This window comes from Actinoalloteichus hoggarensis (genome assembly GCF_002234535.1).
In the GTDB taxonomy this organism is placed as follows: domain Bacteria; phylum Actinomycetota; class Actinomycetes; order Mycobacteriales; family Pseudonocardiaceae; genus Actinoalloteichus_A; species Actinoalloteichus_A hoggarensis.
Genome location: NZ_CP022521.1, coordinates 6,440,394 through 6,457,501, shown reverse-complemented (window position 1 = coordinate 6,457,501; position 17,108 = coordinate 6,440,394). Strand labels below are relative to the sequence as shown.

Genomic DNA, 17,108 nt, shown 5'->3' with positions numbered 1-17,108 from the left:
AGAATCCGGCGTCCCGCCGGGTCGCCGTGCGCTTCGATCCGATGACGAATCCAGATCTTTCGCGGGTTGTATAGACCAATGCGGGGTGCGTGGCGCAGGATCTCGCTCGTGGGCATCACCGTGGAAGACACCCGTCAGGTGGTCGCCGTCGACGTGGGCGGCACCGAGATCAAGGCCGCGCTCGTCTCCGTCGGCCCCGCGGACGCCGTCCCGCTCCGCCGTCGCCGCCGACACACCCCGCGAGCCGCGATCGCCGAGGGCGCCTCGGCCGAGGAACAGGCCGCCGCCGGGACGCGGACGGTCGAACTGGTCGTCGACGCGGTGCACGAGCTGATCGACGAGCTGCGTGCCGAAGCCACCGGTCCGGTCCACGCGGCGGGCGTCGCGGTGCCGGGAGTCGTCGACGAGGATCGGGGCATCGCGGTCTACTCGGCGAATCTGGGCTGGCGCGACGCGCCGCTGCGCGCTCTGCTGGCTGCCAGGACCGATCTCCCGGTCGTCCTCGGTCAGGACATCCGAGCGAGCGGCCTCGCCGAGGCCCGGCTCGGCGCCGCCCGAGGCTGCCGCGACGCCGTGGTGCTGCCGATCGGCACCGGCATCGCGGCGGCACTGCTGGTGGACGGCAGGATGCTGCGCGGCGGCGGCTTCGCGGGCGAGATCGGCCACGTCGACATCGGCCACCAGGAGCGCTGTGCCTGCGGCGCCGTCGGCTGCGTCGAGGCGGTGGCGTCCTCCGCCGCGCTGGCCCGCCGTTACGCCGCGCGCATCGGCCGACCGGTGTCGGGGGCCGCCGAGGTGGCCGCCGCGGTGCAGACGGGCGACCCGGTCGCGATCGCGGTGTGGGAGGACGCGCTGGACGGCCTGACCAGGGCGATCCTGCTGCTCGTCACGCTGCTCGCTCCGGAGGTGATCGTGCTGGGCGGCGGGCTCGCGCTGTCGGGCGATCTCCTCGTCGCCCCGCTCCGCGACAGACTCGCCGCGTTGATCTCGTTCCAGCGCGTCCCCGTGCTCCGCACCGCGGAATTCGGGGACGAGGCGGGATGCCTCGGCGCGGCACTACTGGCAGTCGGCATTCAGGAGGACCGATGACTCACGCCCACACCACCGCCCCGCGTACCGAGGTCGACCTGGTGCTCGCGGGTGGTCGCGTCGTCACCGCCGACGGAGTGCTCGTCGATGCCTGGGTCGGCATCGACGGGGGGCGGGTCTCGGCGGTCGGCGTCGGTCCGGCACCCTCCGCCGCACGCACGGAGGAGCTGGCCGGGGCCTGGGTCGTCCCCGGCTTCGTCGACATCCACTGCCACGGCGGCGGCGGCGAGTCCTTCAGCGGCGGATCGGCCGAGCGGATCGCGACGGCGGTCCGCACACACCGGGCGCGCGGCACCACCACGATGCTCGGCAGCCTCGTCTCCGCCTCGGTACCGGAGTTGACGCGCCAGGTGAGCGGCCTCGCGGAGCTGGTCGAGGACGATCTGTTCGCGGGCATCCACCTGGAGGGCCCGTTCCTGTCCGCCGCCCGCTGCGGGGCACACGCGCCGGAGCTGTTGCTGCCGCCGGACCACGACTCGGTGGCCCGGCTGCTGGCGGCGGGCCGAGGTTCGGTGCGGATGGTCACGCTGGCCCCGGAACTGGAGGGTGCCGTCCGGGCGGTCGGTCAGCTCGTCGACGGCGGCGCGATCGCCGCGATCGGGCACACCGATGCGATCGAGGAGCAGGTCCTGCCCGCCGTCGCCGCGGGCGCCACCGTCGCCACCCATCTGTTCAACGCGATGCGACCGTTGCATCACCGCGAGCCCGGCCCGATCGGGGCGCTGCTCGACGACGAGCGGATCACCGTGGAGCTGATCTGCGACCTGGTGCATCTCCATCCCACCACCGTTCGGCTGGCCGCCCGTCATGCGGGCCCGGCGCGAACGGTGCTGGTCACGGACGCGATCTCGGCGACGGGCATGGGCGACGGACGGTATGAGCTGGGCGGTCTGCGGGTGACGGTGACCGACGGCGTTCCGCTGCTGGACGGCGGCACGCTCGCAGGCAGCAGCCTGACCATGGACGTCGCGTTCCGCAACCTCGTGGAGGCCTGCGGACTGACCGTCGAGGAGGCCGTGGCCGCGACCGCCACCCGCCCCGCCGCGGTGTTGGGCATGGAGAAGGAGGTCGGGCGGATCGCGCCCGGGCTGCGTGCCGACCTGGTGATCCTGGACGAGCGGCTGCATGTCCGCGACGTCCTGCGGCGCGGCGAGGTGGTCGAGGGCTGACGCCGTCGGGCCGCGGGCAACCGGTGCGTGCGGGGCACCGACGGCGGGGCGGCTGCTGTGCGGAAAGCGGGGACCGGTCACCGCGATCCGGTGACACTGTGGTGTTCACGTACTCCGACGGGTCCGGAACCCGCTGGTCCGACGCCACCCGATCGCGCCCGTCCGGATCTCGCCGGTCCGCCGGTTCCGCGTCGGTCCGGGTGCGTCGGCCCCGGGGGTGGCCAGATCCTGGGGTGGCCAGATCCTGTGTCGGTCCGGCCGCAGGGCGGTTCGGCCGCCCCTGTCCGAGGTGCGGCGCGTCGCAGTACCGCACCGGCTCGGGACCCGCCGGCCGGCTCGCGGCGCCGGTCGGCGGTCGCATCGGCGCCGCCGGGGGTCGGCTACGGTGCCACGATGAGCACCGCCCGCGACCCGGAACAGCTGCTGTCTCAGGCACTGCGTGCCCAGGCGGTCAGCGGCGGCGCGGGCAGGCAGCCCGCCGTGGGTGTCCCGCCGCGCCGTCCGTCCGGGCCGCGACCGCTCCGCTGGACCGGCTGGGCGTTGATCCTCCTGGTCGGGCTGCTGGCGGGAACACTCGCCGGGCTGGCCTCGCTGCTGTGAACGTCGGGTGATCCGGGCGCCCGGCCGCGCGCGCTCAGCGCGTCTGCGCCTGCTCTCACCACCGACCCGCCGCCACTGGTGTCCGCCGCCGTCCCCTTGCCGCCGGCGTCCGCGGGCGGAGCGACGAGCCCGCGTGCCATGACCGGCGAGCGGGGTCGACGCCGGGGCCCGACCGGTTCCGCCGACGCCGTTCGCCGGTCATGGCACGTCAGCGTCGACACCTCGCCGTCGGCGCCCCGTCCCCGCCGTCGGCACCCTGGTGACGGCGACGCCGTGCCCCGCTGGACAGTCGGCTCGATTCGGGGTCCCTCCCGGAGCCCGTGCTTGGGGCGCGACCGCCGTCGGAACCGCAGGACGAGAGCAGCGGTCAGTCCATCGAGAACATCGAGCCGGGATTGAAGAGGTTCTCCGGGTCCAGCGCCCGTTTCACCACCCGATGGGTCCGCAATCCGACGGGTCCCAGCTCCTTCGCCAGCCAGTCCTGCTTGATCCGGCCCACGCCGTGCTCGCCGGTGATCGTGCCGCCCAGGGACAGGCCCAGGGCGAGGATCTCGTCGAAGGCGACGCGGGCCGCCTCCTCCTGCGCCGGCGAATCGGGGTCGTAGACGATCGTCGGATGCATGTTGCCGTCACCGGCGTGCCCGACGACGGCGACGGTGAGTCCGGCCCGATCGGCGATGGCCGCGCAGCCGCTGATCAGCTCGCCGATGCGGGTGCGCGGCACGCACACGTCGTCGGTGAGTCCTCGCCCGAGCAGTTCGAGGGCCGGCAGCACCGCGCGGCGGGCCGCGAGCAGCATCCGTCCCTCGGCCAGGTCGGTCGTGCTGTAGGTGAAGTCCGCTCCGAGGTCGGTGCAGACCTGTTCGAGTGTCTCGATCTCGGCGCGGCCCGCGTCGCCGCCGACGTCCGACTGGGCCAGCAACAGCGCGGCGCTGCCCGCCGCCGCGCCGAGTTCGGTGTTCAGATGTCGCTCCACCGCGTCGATCGACACGGCGTCCATGATCTCCAGCAGGGACGGCACCATGCCCTCCCGGACGATACGGCTGACCGCCGAGGCCGCCGCCTCGGTGGCGGCGAAGGTCGCGACCAGCGTCGCGGGCGCCTGCGGCAGCGGGCGGAGGGCGAGGGTGGCCCTGGTGATGACGCCGAGCGTGCCCTCGCTGCCGACGAACAGGCTCGTGAGGTCGTACCCGGCGACGCCCTTCATGGTGCGGCGGCCCGTGCGCAGCAGTTCGCCGTCGGCGAGCACCACCTCCAGGCCCAGCACGGAGTCGGTGGTGACGCCGTACTTGACGCAGCACAGGCCACCGGCATTGGTCGCGAGGTTGCCGCCGATGGTGCACCAGTCGTAGCTGGACGGGTCGGGGGGATAGAAGAGGCCGTGCTTCTCGACGGCGGTCCGCAGATCACGATTGATCACGCCGGGCTCCACGACGGCCAGCCGGTTGTCCGTGTCGATCTCCAGAATCGATCGCATCCGGGCGGTGGACAGCACGAGACAGCCGTCGATCGCGTTGGCGGCGCCCGACAGTCCGCTGCCCGCGCCGCGCGGCACGATCGGGACCCCGGCCGCGCCCGCGGCACGAACGACGCGCTGCACGTCGGGCCTGGTGGCAGGCAGCACCACGGCCAACGGCCTGCCCGCCGAGGCCAGCGGCATCATGTCGTGTCGGTAGCCCTCGACGACGTCGGGATCGGTCAGGACGGCGTCGCGTCCGAGGACGGCACGCAATTCCGCCAGTAACGCCGCGTGTCCGGTGACCTTCACACCTGTCACGGTAGACCTCCGTGCGGCCTCCGTGCGAGACCTGCTCGGCGTGCTCGCACGCCGTCACCCGCGCCGCGGTCGTCGGGCGACCCGGCGCGGGTGCTTCCTCCCCAGACGCGAGGCCCGGTCTCGCGGTGTTCCGAAGACCCTCGTCCGGCCGGTGGGCGGAGGGCCGGGACTGCGGCGCGGCCCGTCGATGATCGGCGGGCAGGGCACCGATCGACGGCGTTCGATCGACCGGCGGTGTCCGGATCCGACGGCGGTGCGATTCGGGTCAGTAGGTCGCGGAACCTCGCCAGCCGCCCGGGTCGACGTCACCGGGGATCGGTGCCGTCGGCTCGTAGGGCTTCCTGGCGAAGACGAACGTGTTCAGGTCCAGGTGACCGACCTCGCCGTCGGCGCGACGGACCACCCGCAGCCGTTCCCCCGCGTAGTAGCCGTCCAGTCCGATCCACCCGTCGTCGTCGGCGGCGGCGCGGAACCGGGAGGTGCGGCCCCGACCGCCCATCGGCGTCAGATTGAGCATTCCGTCGGGCAGCAGCCGAAGCACGTACGGCGCGGTGCCCCAGTACCACTCGCCGGTCAACGCCAGCAGTTCCGGATCCGGCTGTGTCGCCTGGGGGCGCCACTCGGCGGGCAGCCTCGGCTCCTGCTCCACGAGGATGTCGAGCAGACCGACGGCCAGGGCACCGCCGATGCCGGAGGTGGCGTTCGCCAGGAACACGACGCCGCTGTCGTCGGTGCGGTCCGCCCACACCGTCGCGAGGAAGCCCGGCATCGATCCGCCGTGTCCGACGAGCCGCCTGCCCTGGTGGCGCAGCAGTTGCAGGCCGAGTCCCTGGCCGCTCCGCCAGCCGTCGCCGTCCTCGACGACCACGGGGTCGGACATCTCGGCGAGGGTGTCCGGATGCAGGACGTCGCCCGTGTCACCGCCCAGGAAGGTCGACCAGCGCAGCATGTCCGTCACCGTCGACCAGAGCTGGCCGGCCGGACCCATCGCACCGCCGTCGTGCGCGGGCTCCGGCAGCAGCACGTCCGCCCACGGGTGCACGGCCCAGCCGCGCGCATGAGGGGCGACGGGCATCGCCGTGGTCCGGGTCAGCTCCAGCGGCACGAGAATCTCGCGATCCAGCACGGTCAGCCAGTCCTCGCCCCGGATCCGGGCCACGATCTCACCGAGTGCCGCGAAGCCGAGATTCGAGTAGTGGTGCCTGCGTCCCGCGCGGTGCGGCGTGGTCTCGGGGCTGAAGCGGTCGGCCAGCTCACTCCAGGACGTGCCTCGGGTCCGCTCCCACCACGGTCCGGGAGGCTCGGCGGTCAGGCCGCCCGCGTGTGCGAGCAGGGCCGCCACGGTGCGATCGCCGAACGTGGTTCCGGGCAGATGCCTCTCGACCGGATCGGACAGCTCCAGCAGTCCCTCATCGCGCAGCCGCAGGATCAGCACGGCGATGAAGGTCTTGGTGATCGATCCGATCCGATACTGGGTGTGCGGGGTCGGCGCCGAGTCGTTCACCCGACCTCGGGCGCCGGTCCAGACCGTGGCCCTGTCCCGCACCAGCCCGGCGACCACCGACGGCACCCGGCCGTCCCGCTGATCGACGGCCAGCCTGCGGGTCAGCGCGCGAACGGTGGACGCGGCGGGGGCCTGTTCTCGATTCAGGTCCTGCACGGGGTCGATCATGTGGTGCTCACTCTCGGTATCAGGCCACCGATCAGGGTGGCGGGGCCGAATGGTCGGCTGCCCGCGCGACACGGCCTGCCCGGTCTCCAGGCGGCCGTCGGGCCCACCAGTTCTGATCATCGCTCATGCTTCGATGATCGCTACCGTATGTCGAGAACAGGCGTGCTGACCGGGAATTCCACCGAGGGCGGCGAGAACCCGTGCGACGGCGGAAGACCGGGCGAATCGGCGGGCATCGAAAGCCGCGGCGGCCCTGAAGGCCGAGCCGTCGTCCGCGATCGACCCCCGGTCGCACAGCGCTGCGCGCTGCGGGATCGCTTGCGCTCAGTGAGCAAGCGCCTGGTGCGCAAGCGCCCGGTGAGTACGAGCCCGGTGAGTACGAGCCCGGCTGAGACGTCGACCCGCTGAGAGTGCCGACGGCGCGCCTCTCACGCCGAGCGCCGACCGCCGCGGACCGAACGGCGGCCCGGCGGCGTCGAGACGGGCTCAGCCGTCCGCCATCATCCCGGAGCGCCACGCCCAGGCGGCGATCTCCACACGGTTGCGGGCGCCGATCTTCTGCTGCACGGCCGCGAGGTGAGTCTTCACGGTGGACAGCGACATGAACAGCTCGGCGCCGATCTCGGTGTTCGTGCAGCCGCGGGCCACCTCACGCACCACGTCGACCTCGCGTTCGGTCAGTGCGTCGACGGGCTGCCGGACCGGGGACTTCGCCGGTGCGCTGAAGTGCTTGAGCAGCCGCACGGTGATCTGCGGCGACACCAGCGCGTCTCCTCGGTCGGCGGCCTTGATCGCCTCCACCAGCAGCGCGGGGCCCGCGTCCTTCAACAGGAAGCCGCTCGCCCCGCCCGCCAGCGCCGTGGCGACGTACTCGTCGAGATCGAAGGTCGTCACGATCACGACCTTCAGCGGGTCGGCGACGTCCGGACCCGCCAGTCTGCGGGTGACCTCCAGACCGTCCAGCCCCGGCATCCGGATGTCCAGCAGACAGACGTCCGGCCGCAGCTCGGTGGCCCGGCGCAGGGCCTCGACGCCGTTGGGGACGTCCGCGACCACCTCGATGTCGGGCTGTGCCTCCAGGATCATCCGGAAACCGGCCCGGACCATCTCCTGGTCGTCGGCGATCAGGACTCTGATCGTCATGTCTGCTCCGCCTCAACATCCTGCACGGGCAGCAGGACCTCCACCCGCCATCCGTGGTGAGGGCCCGGCCCCGCGCTGAACTCGCCGCCGAGCAGATCGACCCGCTCGCGCATCCCGATGAGACCGTAGCCACCCGAGCCGCCGACCGGATCCTGCACCCCGCCGTCGCCGTCGTCGGTCACCAGGATGCGCAGCCCCGTGGCCGTCCGATAGACCGCGACCAGCACCAGAGACAGATTCCTCGCGTGCTTGCCGGAGTTGGTCAGCGCCTCCTGCACGAGCCGCAGCACCGAACGCCCCACCTCCGGTGGAACGTCCCCGCCGGGCACCGCGTCGAGTCGGGCCGGGATGCCGCTGCGCTCCGCGCGGTCGACGAGGGTGCGCAGGTCGGCGTCGAGATCCATGGTCGCCTGCGAGGCGGCGGACTCGGCGTCGGGGGCGGAGCCCTCCCGCATCGTCCCCACCAGCCTGCGCATCGCCGTGAGGGCCTCGGTCCCGCTGTGCTCGATCAGCTCCAGCGCCTTGGCCACGGCCTCCGGGTTGTTCGCCGCCACGATCCGGGCGGCCTGCGACTGCACCACGATGCCGGTCACGTGGTGCGCGACCACGTCGTGCAGCTCCCGCGCCAACGCCATCCGCTCCGCCTGCTGGGCGGCGACGATCTCCCGGCTGGTGCGTTGCTCGCGCTCACGGTCGGCGCCTCGGAAGTACAGGCCCGCGATCAGTGCGGGAACCACCATCAACGCGGTGAGGAACTGCAGTGCAACCAAGGCCTGTAGGAGGTCCCCGAGCCCTGCCACGTTGCGTGCCATCTCCGGCGACAGGCTCATCTCGATGGTGATGATCAGCGCCACCACGCTGACGCGAGCCTGCCCCTTGTCCAGATAGCGCACCGCGTAGGCGAGGATCGCCATCGCCGCGCACAGCCCGGTGAAGCTGTACTGCATGGACGTCTGGCCGCCGAGGACCGCCATGAAGATCCCGGAGCCGCCCAACAACAGTGCGGCGGCCAGCGCGGCGCGGAAGGGACGCAACGGCGCGAGCACCGCGATGGTCACCAGCAGTATCGAGAGCAGCACGCCGAACTGCGCGGCCGCGCCCATGCCGATTGCCCCGAGCTGGCCGAGCTGTAGCAGCCCCAGCACCAGTATCAGCGGCCACTGCTGCCGGAGCAGCGCGCGGTATCGCGCCGGCACACGTTCCATCCAGCCTGCGGAGGACCCCCGAGTCATGCCGTGACGGTACGGCCTGCCCTCCGGCGGGGACCTCGGCCGTTCGGCTCGTGCTCGCCGACCGAACGGCCGAGGCCGCGCCGAGATCACCGACCGTTGGACCGAAGCGTTCCCCACGCGGGCGCGGGCACTCTGAGACCCGGCCCGACGAAGGCCGTGCGGACCCGCCCGGCGATCGCCGCAGGCCGGGTCCGCCGCCCGAGGAGAACCCGAGGAGAGTCGACCGTGTCACCGATGACCGCTGCCCCCAGACCCGCAGATCAGGACAGGCTCGCTCCGGAAGACCGGGCGTCGCCGCTGCTCACGGGCAACGGACTGACGAAGCGTTATGGCGAACAGCATGCCCTGTCCGGCGTCGACCTGGCCGTGGGCCGAGCCGAGGTCGTCGCGATCGTCGGGCCTTCCGGGTCCGGCAAGACCACGCTGCTTCACGTGCTGGCGGGCATCCTGCCGCCGGACGGCGGCGAGGTCCTGCTGGACGGCCAGCGGATCGACCGGCTGTCCGAGCGCAGGCGCAGCGAGCTGCGGCGCGGCGCCTTCGGCTTCGTGTTCCAGGCCGGAATGCTGGTATCGGAACTGACCTGTCTGGAAAACGTGGCGCTGCCGCTGCTGCTCGCCGGCTCGAGCCGGGCGACGGCGATGGCGACGGCCGAGAGCTGGCTGGATCGGCTCGGGCTCGCCGGGCTCCGGCAGCGCCGACCCGGCGAGGTGTCCGGCGGTCAGGCGCAGCGGGTCGCCATCGCCAGGGCGCTGGCGCACGAGCCTTCGGTGATCTTCGCGGACGAGCCGACCGGCGCGTTGGACACCCACACCGGTCAGGAGACGATCAGCGTCCTGCTCGACGCCGCGAACAGCACCGGGGCCGCCGTCGTCATCGTCACTCACGATCCCGCCGTGGCCGAGCGCGCCGGACGTCGGGTGGAGATCCGGGACGGCCTGGTCGCCGGGCGGTCCGCGGCATGAATCCGCTCGCGCTCGCGCTGCGCATCCTACGTGCCGACCGACGGAGCAGGCTCTCCGCCGTCCTCACGTCGGCGGGCGTGGCGATCGGGACCGTGCTCGTCGTCCTGCTGCTGACGCTGCCCGACGCGGCCGCGGCTCGCGGGGAGCGATTCGCCTGGCAGTACGTGGGTTCCCACGGCACGCCGGCGGAGGCGGTCGCGCTGGTCGATCGGTCCTCGGACGTCGTCGGCTCGCAGCCGATCACCCGGCTCGACGTGGCGGCCTCCGGCGATGCCTCGCCGGAGGCCGTTCCGGTCGCACCCGGCATTCCCGAGTTTCCCGCTTCCGGCGAGGTGCTGCTCTCCCCGGCGCTCGCCGACCTGGTGGCCCGGCTGCCGCCCGCGGAACTGGGCGACCGATTCCCCGGCGCCGTCATCGGGGTGCTCGGACAGGAGGCGCTGTCCTACCCGGAACAGCTGGTGGCCGTCGTCGGTCACCACGAGGCCGAGCTGAGCGCGGAGGCGAGCCCGGTCGCCGGGCTGATCGGCGACCGGTTCATGTCGGACATCTTCCTGATCACGTTGTCGATGGTGGGGCTGGCGGTGCTGGCGGTGCCGAGCCTGGTGCTGGTCGCCTCCTCCGCCCGGCTCACCGCCGCTCGCCGAGAACGCCGACTGGCGTCGATGCGGCTGGCGGGGGCCACACCCGGCCAGGTGCTGCTGCTGACGGCCGTCGAGGCGGGGATCGCCGCGGCCGCGGGCACCGTCGTCGGGCTGTCGCTGACCATCCCGGTGTCGGGCCTGATGTCTCGAATCCCGTGGCAGGGCGGCACCTGGCTGGCCGGCGACTTCGTCCCCGAGGTATCGACGCTGCTCCTCGTCGGCCTGGGCGTCCCGCTGCTGGTGATCCTCGCGGCCGTCCTCGGCCTCCGCCGGGTGGTGTCGAGTCCGCTCGGCGTGGTGATCGCCCGACGGCGCCGAGGACCGAGTGCCTGGCGGCTGGTGGTCCTGGTCTCGGTGGGCGCCCTGTTCGCGGCGGGTCTCATCGTCGCCCAGAACGGCGGCGGGATCGGGCTGCTGATCTTCTCGATGGCGGCGATCGTGCTGTCGGCCTCGGTGGTGGGCCCGTGGCTGACCTCGGTGATCGGCGTGCTCTTCACGACGGTGTGGCGTCGGCCGTCGACGCTGCTCGCGGGCAGACGACTGCGTGACGCGCCCCAGGCCGCTTATCGGTCGGCCTCGGGCGTGGTGCTCGCCGTGTTCGTCGGCGCCCTGGCCTTGACCGTGCTGCCCGGCATGTCGACAGCCGGGACGGTCGGACGTTCATTCCAGGCCGACGTCCTGTATGGCGACGTGCCCACCTCCGAGGCCGAGGCGATCGCCGAGCGAATCCGCGTCGGCCTCACCGAGAACGAGGTCGCGGGCGCGGTGGCCACCGCAGGCCGGGCGCGGTTGATCACGGGTGACGGGCGGCACGAGTACCCCGCGCTGGTGTTGGACTGCCCGAGGGCGGTGGAGCTGACCCGGCTCCCGATCGGCCGCTGCTCCGAGGAGCCGGGGGTATGGGTGGGCAGTGAGCTGTTCCTGCCCGACACCGGTCTGCGTCTCCGGGACGTCCGGAGCCCCCGGCCGGCAGGCCCCAGCGGCCCTGACACGGGCTCGAACGGCGCCATGACGAGTCCCGGCGGGTCGGCGGACGCTGCGTCGGCGCCGGGAGTGCCGCTGGCCGACGGAGGGCCGGTCACCGTGCACACCATGGCGGGATCGACGGCGGAACTGGCCGGATCGGTGCTCGTCGAACCCGCGCTCGTCCCGGACCGCGACTCCATCGCCGAGTCGTCGATCCTGGTCAGCGCGCCGGCCGACCAGACCGAGGTGGTGCGCACCGTGCTCAGCCGGGCGGCCCCTGGAGTGGCGGTGAACAGCCTCGCTCTGACCGCGATCGAGAACGGCGTCCTGCTGGACGACCTGCGCCGCGTGACGATCCTCGGCCTGAGCATCGCGGCGCTGCTGGCCTGCGCCAGCACCATCGTCACTTCGGCGGGCTCGGTGCTGGATCGGCGTCAAACCCTGGGCGCGCTGACGGCCGCCGGGGCCTCGGTGTCGGTGCTGGCACGGGCCCTGCGGACCGAGGCAGCGCTGCCCGCGCTGGCGGCATCCCTCGGAGCAGCGGTGGTGGGCTTCGGCGTGGGTGCCGGGGTTCTGTGGCTGCTGGGCCTGGAGATCGAGGTCCACCCCTCGTTGGCCGTCCCGGTCGCCGTGGCCGTCGCCGTGTCCGTGTCGGCGGCGTGGGCGGCCGGGCGAGTGCTGCGCAACGTGAGCGGCGAGCCGTTCGCCACGGAATGACGCCGGTGGCGGCGGCGCACGGCGTGCCCTGTCGGCCGCGCCGGGTGCGGCGGGCTCCGGCCGGGTTGGGTGCTCGGCCGTGCCTGCCGCCTCGGCCGTGCCTGCCTCGGCCGCGTCCGCGAACACGGCCGCAGGCGTGCGTGGCCGCGTCCGCTGCCTCCCCGGTGGTCATGGCGTCGCACAGCCCGCGACGGACATACGGCACACGGGAATCGGCCGGATCGCGCCCGTGCCCGCCGGTCCGGCTGGATTCCCCGGTCCAGGCGAACCCGCAGACCCGCCCGGACTTGACGGGCCGGTCTCGCCCGCGGGTCTGCCGGTGCTCGGCGGTCGCCGACGCGCTGATCACCGTCGGCCTCGATGCGGGCCGTCGGCGACGCCGGCCGATCGGTCGGCCATGAACCAGCCGAACGGCTCGCCGATCTCGGCCGTCCGACCGATCCGGACAGATCGCCTCGGAGACCAGACTGGAGACACGACGACAGCCCGACGAACTCGAGGAGCCGAAGATGATGAGCATCGTGTTGACCTGGACCGCAGGCGTGCTGGCCATGACCATGCTGCTGCTGATGGCGTTGAGCACCCTGCTGCCCGACCTGGCCGAACGCCGTGACGCGAGCCCGCGCGCCACGAAGCGCGCCGCCGAGGCCGCACAGGACGCACCGAGCCGCACCGCCCGCCGGGCGAGCCTCTTCGAGCCCCGCCTCGCCGCCGTCCGTCACCAGTGAGGCTCGGCGGTGGCACGGAGGTCGCCGAGGCCGAGAAGCCTCCGGCGGGCTCTGGCCGGGAACGGGGCGGACGGCCGTCGGCACGGTATCGGCCGAACCATGAACCACCCTGCCCCGCCGCGCCGGCACCGCGGTCGTGCGCCCCGGCGGCACCGCCACGCCCGTCACGACGCCGTCCGCTCCGCCGGGCCGAACCGGCCCGAGTGACCGCGACGGCCCGTATGACCGCGCCAGCCCCGTCAGCCGCCCGGGACATAGCAGGCATGGCCTCCACCCGGCCGGTGCCAGGCCCGCAGCCAGGCCATCCGCTGCGCGGCCGCCGCGTCCTGATCGAACAGCGGGATGCCCGCGGCTCCGAAGGAGTGCAGTACGGCCCGATCCAGCTCGGCGCAGGCCCGTTCGTACCAGGCCGTCCGCTCGGTCGTGGTGTCCAGTCCCATTCGCCGAGCCACCGGCAGGGCCATGGCGTAGGCGTCGTCGGCGCCGAGATCGCGACTGCCGACCGTTCCGCCGATGAACCAGGTGTTGAACGGCGCGGCGGGATACTCGATGCCGCCGATGCACAGCCGCATGTCGCCCACGACCGGGACCGCGTACCAACGCAGTCCGAGTTCCACGAACCACGGCAGCTCCGGATGCTCTAACGGGATCTCCGCCACGACGTCTCGCGGCAGCGAGAACAGCCGAGGCCCCTCCCGCTCGGTCGCCACCACCAGGGGAAGCTGATCGAACCGCGACCGGCCGACCGGCGGTTGCCAGCCGCGTTCACGGACGGCGGCGGTGAAGCCGACCTGCCGTGGATCGCCGAGCACCCTGCCGTCGCCGTCGACGTATCCCGCGTATGCGACGAGCTGGTGATTCCAGATCCTGGGTCCGCGTCCGGCAGGCGAGTCCGGCGCGAAGATCGTGACCATCGGAGTGACTCCGGTCTGGTTGACGACGAGCCGCAGGTGCTCGAAGCACTGCGCCGCCACCGCCGAGGCCGTGTGCACCTCGCGCAGATCACGCACCTTCGCCGCCCACCAGGGCACGCCGCTGCCGCACCAGCCGCTGTCCCGCAGAGCGATCCTGGCCCCGTAGGCCAGTTCGGCGGGGAGATGCCGATAGGTGCCGGTCGCCTCGATCTCGGCGCGCACGCTCGCCAGCCGGTCCGCCGCGGAACCCGCCCTCGGGTGTGCCTCATGGAAGGCACGGACGAACTCCTCGGCGGCGACGTGATCGGTCGCCCGCGCCGCGCCGTGCTGCCTCTGCTCGATCGAGATGGGATCACCCCGCTACTTCACCGGTCGTCACGGATCGAGAAGGTCGCCTCCGAGGGCGTCGCGCCGGTCGTCGACCGCCGACCGCTTCGGGCGGAGGCCTGCACGCGAGTCGGATGCACCCGTCGGCCGCCCGACCTCGATGCTCCGTGATCGGAGCTCGGCCGGTCTCGACGCGGTCGCGCGGCCGTGCCCGGCCAATCTACTGTCCCCGCGGCGCGATCAGTCGCGACGCTCGAAGATCAGGTCTCGGGAGATCCGCCCCTCCACCCTCGCGCGCTGTTCGAACTTCGTGACCGGTCGCCAGTCCGGTCTCGGCGCCCAGCCACCGGGCTCGTCGGCATACCGATTGCGCAGGCTGGGCTCCGCCGAGCACACCTCGGCCATCTGGTCGGCGTAGTCGGCCCAGTCCGTGGCCAGATGCAGGGTCGCGCCGGGGGCCAGCCGAGAGGCGAGCAGCGCCACGAACGCGGGCTGGACGAGCCGCCGCTTGTGGTGACGCTTCTTGGGCCAGGGATCGGGGAAGAAGATCCGGGCGCCCGCGAGCGAGGCGGCGGGCAGGCGATCGCTCAGCAGCTCGACGGCGTCGCCGCGCACCGCACGCAGGTTGGTCGCGCCGAGTTCGACGCCCCGCATCAGCAACTGAGCCAGACCCGGCTTGTAGACCTCGACCGCCAGGTAGTTCACCTCGGGCTCCGCTGCGGCCAGGCGTGCGGTGGTCTCGCCCATTCCGGAGCCGATCTCCAGCATCAGCGGGGCCTGCCTGCCGAACCAGTCCTCGACGCCCGACTCGCCCGCGTCCAGTGCCGCGAGGTCGCGTCCCAGGGTGCCCCAGTGCTGTCGCCAGGCACGTTCCTGGCCCGCGGTCAGCCGATCGCCTCGACGCACATAGCTGACCACCGTGCGGTGGTGCGCCTGCTGATCAGTGGATGACATGACTGGTCACACTCCTCTCCCGAGGAGGAGACTGTGCCATCCGACCCGGGCATGCCGTGCACCCGCCCGAACCACGGGGCGTGTCGCGTCCCGTCGACAGTGCCGTCCCGGTGACCGTGTGGGGACGGCGGCGTCGCGAGCGGCCGTCAGCTTCCCGGTCGGGTCGTCGACTCCCAGAAGGCCCGCACCTCGTCCGCCGAGCGCGGGTCGCCCTCCGCGTGAGTGGCCTCGCCGCAGCGGGTGCCCCCGTCGGCCGGCCGGTAGAGCAGGTGCTCGCTGCCGTCCGTCGGGACTCGCTGCGACACCCAGTCGCCGGACATCCCCGCACCGGACCACTCGCCGGCCTCCCCCGAGGTACCCAGCAGGGGGCTGAACAGGAGATCGCAGGCCGAGCCGTCGTAGAAGTAGGCCTCGAAGTCGCCGTCGGCCGTCGCGTAGTCGCAGCGTACGGCGACGTCGACCATGAAGGAGTACGTCCGGCCGTCGCTGACGTCGGTGCAGGCGTCCGCCCGCTCCACCGCGACGCCTGCGAACTCGCGCAGCTCGTCGGCGTCGCCGAACGCCGCGGCGGCCGGATCGCCGCCTGGCGTAGGCGTCGAGTCGGGGGCCGAGGGGTCCCCGGACGGCTGCCCGGTGGAAGCCCCCGCCTGCCGGTCGCCGGTGCCGTTCGTCGGCTCGCCGCCCGTAGCCCGACCGTCCGGGCTGTTCCACCACCACAGGCCGACGGCGGCCGAGGTGACCACGGCGACGGCGGCGAGCGTGACCAGGACGGTCCGCGGCGTCGTCGGCGCGGACCGATCGCCCTTCGGCGCGGACATGACGTGGGTGGGTCCGTCCGGAACCCTCGGGACCGCGGCTCCGCCCGGGAACGGTCCCGGAGGCGCCGGTGACGACGGGGGACGCGACGGCGCGCCGAATCCGCCGGTGGGCGGCCGCTCACCGACCCGGTCGTACTGGCCCGGCGGCGAGACGGCGGCGGACCCGGTGAGGACCGCGGCAGGCAAGGCCGCCCCTGCCGGAGCGGGCCCGTGACCGCCCACCGGCCGCGCGCCTGCGGGCGTCCGTTCCCTGGGGTCGGTGAAGTCGCGGGCGGGCGGCGCGGCCAGGGCACCGACGACCACGCTGCTCTCCGGAGACTCCACCACCATCGGGATCAGCCCGAGACGCTCGGAGATCAGCTGCGCCACCGAGGGCATCCGGGACGCGCCGCCGACCAGATAGACGCCCGCGAGCCGGTCCGGCGGCAGGGCGGCGCCGCGGATCGTGCTGGCGAGCATCGCGACGGCCCGTTCGAGCTGCGGCCGGACCAGCGCTGTCAGCTCCTCGCGGGTCACATGCGCGTCCGGGAGCGGGGCGGGCAGCGGGATGTCGGTCTGCGCGTAGCGCGACAGGGCCTCCTTGCCCTCGCGCACGTCGTCGATCATGGCGCGTGCCGCTCGACGGCTCGCCGCCGTCGTCGGGCGCAGCAGCTCCGGCCACTCGGGCCGGTCGTGGCCCACCGAGCGCCGCACGTGGTCCAGGAGCAGGTGGTCGATGTCGGTTCCACCGACGTCGGGCAGCCCGGCCTCGGCGAGGATCTGCCAGCCGCCCTCGTCGGTGTGCAGCACTAACGCGGCGTCGGTGGTGCCGCCGCCCATGTCGAAGACGGCCAGTGCCCGGCCCGGTGCCGGCCGGTGCCGTACGTCCGGCAGGCCTGCGAAGTGCGCTGCCGCCGCCGTGGGCTCGGCGATCAGTCGCACCGAGTCCGTCCACCCCGCCGCCCGCGCGGCGGAACGCAGGGTGTTGCACCGGATGCGATGCCAGTCCGCCGGGTGCGTGAGCAGGACGAGGTCGGGGCTCGCGCCCAGTTGCCGACGCGCCTCCTCGGCCACCCGGCGCAGCACGGCGGCGATCAGCTCGACGACGGGGACGACCGTGTCCCCGAGCAGCACCTCCACGTCGTCGATCCGGCGCTTCGGGTTCGGCTCGTATCTGCTGGGGTCGAGTCGCGCCTGCCGTTCGGCGTCGCGACCGACGATCAGAGTTCCGTCGGGGGACAGCCAGACGGCGGAGGACAGCGATTGTCTGCCGTCGACGCCGAGCAGCCGGACCGGGGCGTCGGGACCGCCGCGCACGGCGGCGACGGTGTTCGAGGTGCCGAAGTCGACGGCGAGCTCTCGCACCCGATCTGCCTCCCTGGACTCCGCCGCGGCTCACGCCGGGCTCGTCCGGTGGGA

Annotated in this window: 13 protein-coding genes; 6 read left to right on the top strand and 7 right to left on the bottom strand. The window is 73.2% G+C overall.

The features are described 5' to 3' along the window. Nucleotides 1-108: 108 nt before the first annotated feature. The 3 genes from AHOG_RS27540 (at nucleotide 109) to AHOG_RS27530 (ending at nucleotide 2,858) form a co-directional block, all read left to right on the top strand. Nucleotides 109-1,089, top strand: coding sequence for an ROK family protein (locus tag AHOG_RS27540; RefSeq protein ID WP_245856482.1), 981 nt, complete (start codon nucleotides 109-111; stop codon nucleotides 1,087-1,089). Then, nucleotides 1,086-2,258 (top strand): N-acetylglucosamine-6-phosphate deacetylase, encoded by a 1,173-nt coding sequence (gene nagA, locus AHOG_RS27535; RefSeq protein ID WP_093943905.1) that lies wholly within the window; start codon nucleotides 1,086-1,088, stop codon nucleotides 2,256-2,258. Before AHOG_RS27540 ends, nagA begins: the two co-directional genes overlap by 4 nt. 393 nt (nucleotides 2,259-2,651) lie before the next feature. Then, a complete protein-coding gene (locus AHOG_RS27530; RefSeq protein WP_093943904.1) occupies nucleotides 2,652-2,858 on the top strand; it encodes a hypothetical protein in 207 nt (68 codons plus the stop codon). 367 nt (nucleotides 2,859-3,225) lie between these two features. Here the strand turns inward: AHOG_RS27530 and AHOG_RS27525 are convergent, their stop codons facing one another. From AHOG_RS27525 to AHOG_RS27510, 4 genes are all read right to left on the bottom strand, one after another. After that, entirely contained in the window at nucleotides 3,226-4,635 is a 1,410-nt protein-coding gene (locus AHOG_RS27525) for an FAD-binding oxidoreductase (RefSeq protein WP_245856481.1), read from the bottom strand. 265 nt (nucleotides 4,636-4,900) lie between these two features. Next, nucleotides 4,901-6,307: a serine hydrolase domain-containing protein gene (locus AHOG_RS27520; protein WP_093943903.1), complete on the bottom strand. Its 1,407-nt coding sequence runs from the start codon at nucleotides 6,305-6,307 to the stop codon at nucleotides 4,901-4,903. Between the two features lie 486 nt (nucleotides 6,308-6,793). Next, complete coding sequence (locus AHOG_RS27515; RefSeq protein WP_093943902.1) at nucleotides 6,794-7,450, bottom strand: response regulator; 657 nt, start codon at nucleotides 7,448-7,450, stop codon at nucleotides 6,794-6,796. Next, nucleotides 7,447-8,682 (bottom strand): sensor histidine kinase, encoded by a 1,236-nt coding sequence (locus tag AHOG_RS27510; RefSeq protein WP_093943901.1) that lies wholly within the window; start codon nucleotides 8,680-8,682, stop codon nucleotides 7,447-7,449. The genes AHOG_RS27515 and AHOG_RS27510 overlap by 4 nt, the downstream gene beginning before the upstream one ends. Nucleotides 8,683-8,916: 234 nt before the next feature. On the opposite strand from AHOG_RS27510, the gene AHOG_RS27505 reads away from it, so the two are divergent. The 3 genes from AHOG_RS27505 (at nucleotide 8,917) to AHOG_RS27495 (ending at nucleotide 12,697) form a co-directional block, all read left to right on the top strand. Then, a complete protein-coding gene (locus tag AHOG_RS27505; protein WP_093943900.1) occupies nucleotides 8,917-9,645 on the top strand; it encodes an ABC transporter ATP-binding protein in 729 nt (242 codons plus the stop codon). Then, complete coding sequence (locus AHOG_RS27500) at nucleotides 9,642-11,969, top strand: FtsX-like permease family protein (protein WP_093943899.1); 2,328 nt, start codon at nucleotides 9,642-9,644, stop codon at nucleotides 11,967-11,969. The genes AHOG_RS27505 and AHOG_RS27500 overlap by 4 nt, the downstream gene beginning before the upstream one ends. A gap of 509 nt (nucleotides 11,970-12,478) precedes the next feature. Then, nucleotides 12,479-12,697 carry a hypothetical protein gene (locus AHOG_RS27495; RefSeq protein WP_093943898.1) on the top strand — a complete coding sequence of 73 codons (219 nt, stop codon included), beginning with the start codon at nucleotides 12,479-12,481 and terminating at the stop codon, nucleotides 12,695-12,697. Between the two features lie 239 nt (nucleotides 12,698-12,936). Here AHOG_RS27495 and AHOG_RS27490 read toward each other — a convergent pair whose 3' ends face one another. From AHOG_RS27490 to AHOG_RS27475, 3 genes are all read right to left on the bottom strand, one after another. Next, nucleotides 12,937-13,953 carry a nitric oxide synthase oxygenase gene (locus AHOG_RS27490; protein ID WP_245857113.1) on the bottom strand — a complete coding sequence of 339 codons (1,017 nt, stop codon included), beginning with the start codon at nucleotides 13,951-13,953 and terminating at the stop codon, nucleotides 12,937-12,939. A gap of 225 nt (nucleotides 13,954-14,178) precedes the next feature. Continuing rightward, entirely contained in the window at nucleotides 14,179-14,892 is a 714-nt protein-coding gene (gene trmB / locus AHOG_RS27480; RefSeq protein ID WP_093943895.1) for a tRNA (guanosine(46)-N7)-methyltransferase TrmB, read from the bottom strand. Nucleotides 14,893-15,038: 146 nt separating this feature from the next. Next, on the bottom strand, nucleotides 15,039-17,054 hold the full coding sequence (locus AHOG_RS27475; protein WP_093943894.1) for an Hsp70 family protein: 2,016 nt from the start codon (nucleotides 17,052-17,054) through the stop codon (nucleotides 15,039-15,041). Nucleotides 17,055-17,108 lie beyond the last annotated feature (54 nt).